General features: G+C 65.9%; 9 protein-coding genes. 8 read left to right on the plus strand and 1 reads right to left on the minus strand.

The genetic code is table 11. The features are described 5' to 3' along the window. The 4 genes from DYI24_RS17815 to DYI24_RS17830 form a co-directional block, all read left to right on the plus strand. Positions 1-501: sensor histidine kinase (locus tag DYI24_RS17815; protein WP_164573249.1), on the plus strand; the 501-nt coding region annotated here is incomplete at its 5' end. A gap of 325 nt (positions 502-826) precedes the next feature. Further along, a complete protein-coding gene (locus tag DYI24_RS17820) occupies positions 827-1078 on the plus strand; it encodes a type II toxin-antitoxin system VapB family antitoxin (RefSeq protein ID WP_011159676.1) in 252 nt (83 codons plus the stop codon). After that, positions 1075-1479: a type II toxin-antitoxin system VapC family toxin gene (locus tag DYI24_RS17825; RefSeq protein WP_164573250.1), complete on the plus strand. Its 405-nt coding sequence runs from the start codon at positions 1075-1077 to the stop codon at positions 1477-1479. Before DYI24_RS17820 ends, DYI24_RS17825 begins: the two co-directional genes overlap by 4 nt. Before the next feature lie 83 nt (positions 1480-1562). Further along, positions 1563-2273: a Crp/Fnr family transcriptional regulator gene (locus tag DYI24_RS17830; RefSeq protein WP_107345759.1), complete on the plus strand. Its 711-nt coding sequence runs from the start codon at positions 1563-1565 to the stop codon at positions 2271-2273. Here DYI24_RS17830 and DYI24_RS17835 read toward each other — a convergent pair. Next, a complete protein-coding gene (locus DYI24_RS17835; protein ID WP_164573251.1) occupies positions 2246-2470 on the minus strand; it encodes a DUF1858 domain-containing protein in 225 nt (74 codons plus the stop codon). The two genes, DYI24_RS17830 and DYI24_RS17835, sit on opposite strands and share 28 nt — an antisense overlap. Positions 2471-2707: 237 nt before the next feature. Here DYI24_RS17835 and nirK point away from each other — a divergent pair, with 237 nt between their 5' ends. From nirK to DYI24_RS17855, 4 genes are all read left to right on the plus strand, one after another. After that, positions 2708-3820: a copper-containing nitrite reductase gene (nirK, locus tag DYI24_RS17840; RefSeq protein WP_107345761.1), complete on the plus strand. Its 1113-nt coding sequence runs from the start codon at positions 2708-2710 to the stop codon at positions 3818-3820. 152 nt (positions 3821-3972) lie between these two features. Then, positions 3973-4854, plus strand: coding sequence for a formylglycine-generating enzyme family protein (locus DYI24_RS17845; protein ID WP_164573254.1), 882 nt, complete (start codon positions 3973-3975; stop codon positions 4852-4854). A 149-nt stretch (positions 4855-5003) separates the two neighbouring features. Then, on the plus strand, positions 5004-6548 hold the full coding sequence (locus DYI24_RS17850) for a thymidine phosphorylase family protein (protein WP_164573252.1): 1545 nt from the start codon (positions 5004-5006) through the stop codon (positions 6546-6548). Further along, positions 6545-6928, plus strand: a 384-nt coding sequence (locus DYI24_RS17855) for a ribose-phosphate pyrophosphokinase-like domain-containing protein (RefSeq protein ID WP_164573253.1), incomplete at its 3' end; no start/stop codon positions are given. The genes DYI24_RS17850 and DYI24_RS17855, both read left to right, overlap by 4 nt.

Below are 6928 nucleotides of genomic sequence, written 5' to 3' on the forward strand. Positions count from 1 at the left end.
GATCTGTCGCGGATCGAGACCGGCAAGCTCGATCTCGCCTTCGCCAGCATCAACCTCAATGAGCTGGTCGAACAGAGCGTCGCGGTGATGCAGCCGCGCGCCAACCGCGAGCGCATCATCATCCGGACCTCGCTGGCGCATTCGCTGCCGACCGTAGTGGCCGACGCACAGGCGCTGCGCCAGATCGTCATGAACCTGATCAGTACGTCGATCCATCTGGCCAATGCCGGCGGACAGGTGATCGTCTCGACCGCGCTCAGCGATGCCGGCGAGGTAGTGCTGCGCGTCCGCGACACCGGCAGCCGTCTCAACGACGACGAACTCGCCGCCGCACTGCAGCCGTTCCGCACGCCAAGCGACCGCACCGAGGCCGCCGGCGTCAGCCTGTCGCTGACCAAGGCGCTGGTCGAAGCCAACCGCGCCACCTTCCACATCAAGAGCGCGCCGCAATCCGGCACGCTGATCGAAGTGGTATTCGCCCACATGCCTGCGGCGGTGTGAGCTGATCTGACGTCGCACGCGAAGCTCCGCTTCGGGCATGCGGAAGCGTTACCCGCAAATGATTGCGTGAGTGACCGGGTCTGGGGACCTCCCGGCGGCAACCAGGCCGAGGGCGGCGGAGCGCCGAAAGGCGCGACCTTGGTATCAGTGGCCGCGACCGTCCTCGCGGATCGCCGGAGAGAACCGTCGCGGAACGCCTTTCGACGCGGGATACGGCATTAGGAATATTGTCCCCTGGACACCCCCCCCTTGTCAAGCGCCTCCCGCGAGACCAGATTACAGGGCGCGGTAGACAAATGCTAGTTTTCTACCATTCGGAGATCGCATGCATCTCAACATCAAGAACGACGAAGCTCATCAGTTAGCGACAGAGCTGGCCCGCATGACCGGGGAGAGCCTCACTGCGGCGGTGACCAATGCGCTGCGCGAACAGCTCGCACGCGAGCATCGTCGCCGCCAAACCGACCAGATCGCGCAACGACTGCTGAAAATCGGAGGCCGGTACGCCGCATTGCCTGACACCGGGAGAACTCCAGACGAGATTCTCGGCTACGATGAGAACGGATTGCCCACGTGATCGTCATCGACACGTCGGCGATCATTGCGATCTTTCGCGAGGAACCAGAGGCAGCCCAGTTTGCGCGGCTCATCGCCGCCGACGACCAACCGGTTCTATCCTCGGGCAATTTGCTGGAGGCCGCGATCGTTCTTCGTGGACTAAAGGACATTCAGCCGGCCAAAGCCGAACGATGGCTTGATGACTTCATCGCAGCGGCCCGCATCCGGATCGAGCCCGTGACCACCGAGCAGGCCGGATACGCGCGTTCGGCGCATGTGCGGTTCGGGAAAGGGACCGGCCACAAAGCAGCTCTCAACTACGGAGATTGCTTCGCCTATGCGCTGGCCAAAGCTTTGAATGCCCCCCTGCTGTGCAAGGGAAACGACTTTCCGCTGACCGATATTCCGCTTGTCGCATAGATCTCTCCCTGGGCTTCCCCCTTGCCCCCCGCCGGCAATCGCGATTTAGCTGGCGCGGACCGAACCCTGGCGCGAGAGCCTCGATGGCGACGATCGACACTTCCCTGGTTGCGAAACTGCCGCTGTTTGCGGGGCTGAGCCCGGCGGAGCTCGACGCCGTGCTGCTGGAGGCGCGGTCGATCCGGGTTCCCAAGAACGGCCACGTGTTCGAGCAGGGCGAGGACGCCCACTCGTTCTTCGTGCTGCTGCACGGCCACGTCCGCGCCAGCAAGGTGACGCCGGCCGGCGAGCAGATCGTGGTGCGTTATGTGGCACCCGGCGAGACGCTCGGCGTGGCGATGGCGATCGGGCTGAACCGCTATCCGGCGACCGCCACCGCGGTCGACGATTCGATCGTGCTGGCCTGGCCGACTGCGGCCTGGCCGCGGCTGGTCGAGCAGTATCCGGCGCTCGCCACCAACACGCTGCGCACCGTCGGCGGCCGGCTGCAGGAGACGCATTCCCGGGTGGTGGAGATGTCGACCCAGCAGGTCGAGCAGCGCGTCGCCCATGCGCTGCTGCGGCTCGCCAAGCAGAGCGGCCGCAAGGTCGAAAACGGGGTGCAGATCGACTTCCCGATCAGCCGGCAGGACATCGCGCAGATGACTGGCACCACGCTGCACACCGTCAGCCGGCTGTTGTCGGGCTGGGAGCAGAAGGGCCTGATCGAAAGCGGCCGGCAGAAGATCGTGCTGCGCGAGCCGCATCAGCTCGTGGTGCTGGCCGATCAGGCGCCCGACGACAAGACCTCCTGAGACTGCGCCACCGCCTCACGCAGCGCCGCGAGAAACGGCGCCTCGGCGATGCCATGCTCGTGGCAGGAATCCTCGATCGTGTGAAACGTCGCGATCGGGCAGCCGACGCAGGCGAGCTTGAAATCCAGGAACACCCGGATCGTCGCCGGCCATCGGCGCATCACGTCTTCGACTACGAGGGTGCGGTCAATCGACATTGTCGTCTCCGTTGACCCGCCATGCTGAGGCCCGGGGCGGCAGCGTTCTTTGTCGCGCGACAACGTTTCGGAGGGTTCCTACACCTCGTAGTTGTCACATCCGACGAATGACGGATGCGGGCGATCCCGTAGTTGAAAGGTATTCATCTGCGAGCTTGTGCTGGGACAAACAGCGGTGGCGCGGCAGGAGCATGGTTGCGCCAGCCGAGTTTCAATCCAGCCGCAAGGACCTCTACCATGATGACCCGCCGAGATACTCTGCTGAGCGCCGCCGTCACCGCACTGTTACTCAGCGCGCCGACCGTGGCAGCAGCCGCCGCCGAAGACGATGTCTCCAAGCTGCCGCGCCAGAAGGTCGAACTGGTCGCACCGCCGTTCGTGCACGCGCATCAGCAAGCCACCAAGGATGGCCCCAAGGTCGTCGAATTCAAGATGGTGGTGCAGGAAAAGGAAGTGGTGATTGACGAAGACGGCACCAAATTCCAGGCGATGACCTTCAACGGTTCGATGCCCGGACCGTTGATGGTGGTGCATGAGGGCGACTATGTCGAACTGACGCTGGTCAATCCCGCCAGCAACACCATGCCGCACAACATCGACTTTCACGCCTCGACCGGCGCACTCGGCGGCGGTGCGCTGACGCTGATCAATCCCGGCGAACAGGTGGTGCTGCGCTTCAAGGCCGATCGCTCGGGCGTATTCGTGTATCACTGCGCTCCGGGCGGCAACATGATCCCGTGGCACGTCGTTTCCGGCATGAACGGCGCCATCATGGTGCTGCCGCGTGACGGCCTGAAGGATCGGAACGGCAAGCCGCTGCGCTACGACCGGGTCTATTACATCGGCGAGCAGGACATGTACGTGCCGAAGGATCAGAACGGCAAATACAAGGCCTATGCGTCGCCGGCCGAATCCTACGTCGACACCGCCGAGGTGATGCGCAAGCTGATCCCGACCCATGTGGTGTTCAACGGCAAGGTCGGAGCGCTGACCGGCAAGAACGCGATGCCCGCCAAGGTCGGCGAGACCGTGCTGATCGTGCATTCGCAGGCCAACCGCGACACCCGCCCGCACCTGATCGGCGGTCACGGCGACTACGTCTGGGAGACCGGCAAGTTCGCCAATCCGCCGGAGACCAACCTGGAAACCTGGTTCATTCGCGGCGGTTCGGCCGGTGCTGCGCTCTACACCTTCAAGCAGCCGGGCGTTTACGCCTACCTCAACCACAACCTGATCGAAGCGATCGAGCTCGGCGCCACCGCGCACTTCAAGGTCGACGGCAAGTGGAACGACGACCTGATGAAGCAGGTCAGCGCACCCGGCCCGATCCCGGGCGGTCCGACGAACTAATCACCTCCGCCACCAGGACCCGCGTCCGCGCGGATCCCTCTCGTCCCACCCGTCATTGCGAGCGAAGCGAAGCAATCCAGTCCAGCGTTCGAGCTGGATTGCTTCGTCGCTTTCGCTCCTCGCAATGACGGACAGATGACTTGGTTGCTGCCATGCTGCTCGCCTTCAAAGCCAAGATCGCCCTCGCTGCCCTCGCCGGCTTCGCCACGCCTTTGGCGGTGACGCCGCTGGTGATCGGCCACGGCGACGCGGCGCTCGACGGCCAGCAGGCGATGGTCGAGATCGCGCCGGGCGCGATGAACTACCGGCTGCCCGGCGAATTCACCCGCGACGGCCGGCAGATCGAGGCGCCGCGGACCAAGCTGCAGTTCGATCGTCCGCTGTCGATCATGCTGCATCAGGTCAGTGCAGCGGACTATCAACTCTGCGTCGACGATGGCGCCTGCCATCCGATGCCGGCCAACACCGCGGTTCGCGCCGACAGGCCCGCCGTGCAGGTGTCCTGGCAGGACGCCACCGGCTACGCCGACTGGCTGTCGCGCAAGACCGGCGCACACTACCGGCTGCCGACCGACGCCGAATGGGCGTTTGCGGCCGGCAGCAAGTTCAAGGATGACGGGCTGGCCTCGGACAGCGACGATCCGTCGGTGCGATGGATCGCACGCTATGAGCGCGAATCCGATCGTGATGATCTGTCGGCCAGCTTACGCAGCTTTGGCGGCTTCGGCGCCAACGAGCGCGGACTGCTCGATCTGTCCGGCAACGTCTGGGAATGGACCACCACCTGCTTCGACCGCACCGCCATCGACGCCGCCGGCCGGCCGCAGGCGCAGACCGCCAATTGCGGCGTGCGGATCGCCGAGGGGCTGCACCGCGCCTACGTCTCCGATTTCATTCGCGACGCCAAAGCCGGCGGCTGCTCGGCCGGCCTGCCGCCGATCCACCTCGGGTTTCGCCTGGTGCGCGAACAGGATGTGCCGCTGGCGCGGCTGCGCGAGCACCTGGGCCGCGCCATGGCATCGGCCGGGATTTGAACCGCGACCCAAGGCCGCGCAGGACATTGACACGCATCAAATAGACCCGCGGGCCGAGCTTCTAGCCTCGGCCATCGCGTGTCCCGGCACCCGCCGCTTCGCCACGCGCTCCTGAAGGCCGCCCGGCCGATGCGCGGAGTTGCGCTATCTTGAATGCTCCCGATCTCTCCCGCCCGCCGCTGACCATCCGGCGGATCAGCCTCGATACCGGCCGCGAAAACGTCGCGGTGCTTTCCCGCCGCTCGCGCGCCCTGCGCCCCGAAGTGTTTCGCGGCTTCAGCCGCGTCGAATTGCGCATCAACTCCAAGGTGCTGCTGGCGACGCTGATGATCACCGACGACGACGCGATGATCGGCCCCGATGAACTCGGCTTGTCGGAGCCAGCGTTCCGCCGCTTCAACGAGCCGGTCGGCAGTGCGGTGTTGGTGACGCCGGCGCGGTCGCCCGCCAGCCTCGATGCGGTCCGCGCCAAGATCCAGGGCCACACGCTGTCGGCGGCGGAGATCACCGCGATCGTGGATGACCTCGCGCACTTCCGCTACTCCGACATGGAGATCGCCGCGTTCCTGATCAGCGCCGCGCGCTTCACCTCGACCGACGAGCTGCTGGCGCTGGTCGGCGCGATGGCATCGGTCGGCACCCGGCTGAAATGGGACACACCGATCGTCGTCGACAAGCACTGCATCGGCGGCATCCCCGGCAACCGCACCACCATGATCGTGGTGCCGATCGTTGCCGCGCACGGGCTGATGATTCCGAAGACCTCATCGCGCGCCATCACCTCGCCGGCCGGCACCGCCGACACCATGGAACTGCTGGCAAGGGTCGATCTCGACGTCGATCAGATGAAGCAGGTGGTCCATTCCTGCGGCGGCTGCCTGGTGTGGGGCGGCCACGTCAACCTGTCGCCCGCTGACGACATCCTGATCTCGGTCGAACGTCCGCTCAGCCTCGACACGCCGGAGCAGATGGTCGCCTCGATCATGTCGAAGAAGCTCGCCGCCGGCTCGACCCGGCTGCTGATCGACTTCCCGGTCGGCCCCTCCGCCAAGGTCGCCAGCGCCAACGAGGCGATGCGGCTGCGCAAGCTGTTCGAGTTCGTCGGCGATCATTTCGGCATCGGCGTCGAGGTGGTCACCACCGACGGCCGCCAGCCGATCGGCCGCGGCATCGGCCCGGTGCTGGAAGCCCGCGACGTCATGGCGGTGCTCGGCAACGAACCCGGCGCACCTGCCGACTTGCGCGAGAAATCACTGCGGCTCGCCGCGCATCTGCTCGAATACGATCCGAAGCTGCGCGGCGGCGCCGGCTATGCCCGCGCCAAGGAGCTGCTCGACAGCGGAGCGGCGCTGAAGAAGATGCAGCAGATCATCGACGCGCAGGGGCCGTCGCCGTGTCCATCCGAGCTCGGCAGCTACGCTGCCGACGTGCTGGCGGCCGCCGATGGCGTGGTCAACGGCATCGACTGTCTGCGGATCAATCGCCTCGCTCGCAGCGCCGGCGCGCCGGTCGCCAAGGGCGCCGGCATTGATCTGTTCAAGAAGATCGGCGACCGCGTCGAAAAGGGTGAGCCGCTGTATCGGGTGTATGCGTCCGACCAAGCCGAATTCGATCTGGCGCTGGCCGCCGCGCAGGCGGAGTCCGGCTTCGCGATCAATCACCATACGCCGGCCGACGTGGATCTGGTGTCGTGAGCGTCGCCCTGCGCTATCTGGACTCGGCTGCGGACGATGCCATTCGGCTCGCAGCACGGCTCGGCGTGCCGCCGCATCCGATTACGCAGCACCGCTTTCCGGACGGCGAGATCGCCGTCAATGTCGGCCCGGCGGCCGCGACCACGATCCTGTATCTGCCGCTCGACCAGCCCAACGATAAGCTGGTGACCATCCTGTTCGCCGCCGAAGCGCTGCGTCGCGAGGGCTGCCACCGGCTGGTGCTGCTGGCGCCGTATCTCTGCTACATGCGCCAGGACGTGGCGTTCCATCCCGGCGACGCGATCAGCCAGAAGGCGATGGGCCGGCTGCTGGCAGGGCTGGGCGACCGCGTCATCACCGTCCATCCGCCTCCGCATCGC

It is taken from the genome of Rhodopseudomonas sp. BR0C11 (assembly GCF_010820945.1).
GTDB classification, from domain to species: Bacteria; Pseudomonadota; Alphaproteobacteria; order Rhizobiales; family Xanthobacteraceae; genus Rhodopseudomonas; species Rhodopseudomonas palustris_H.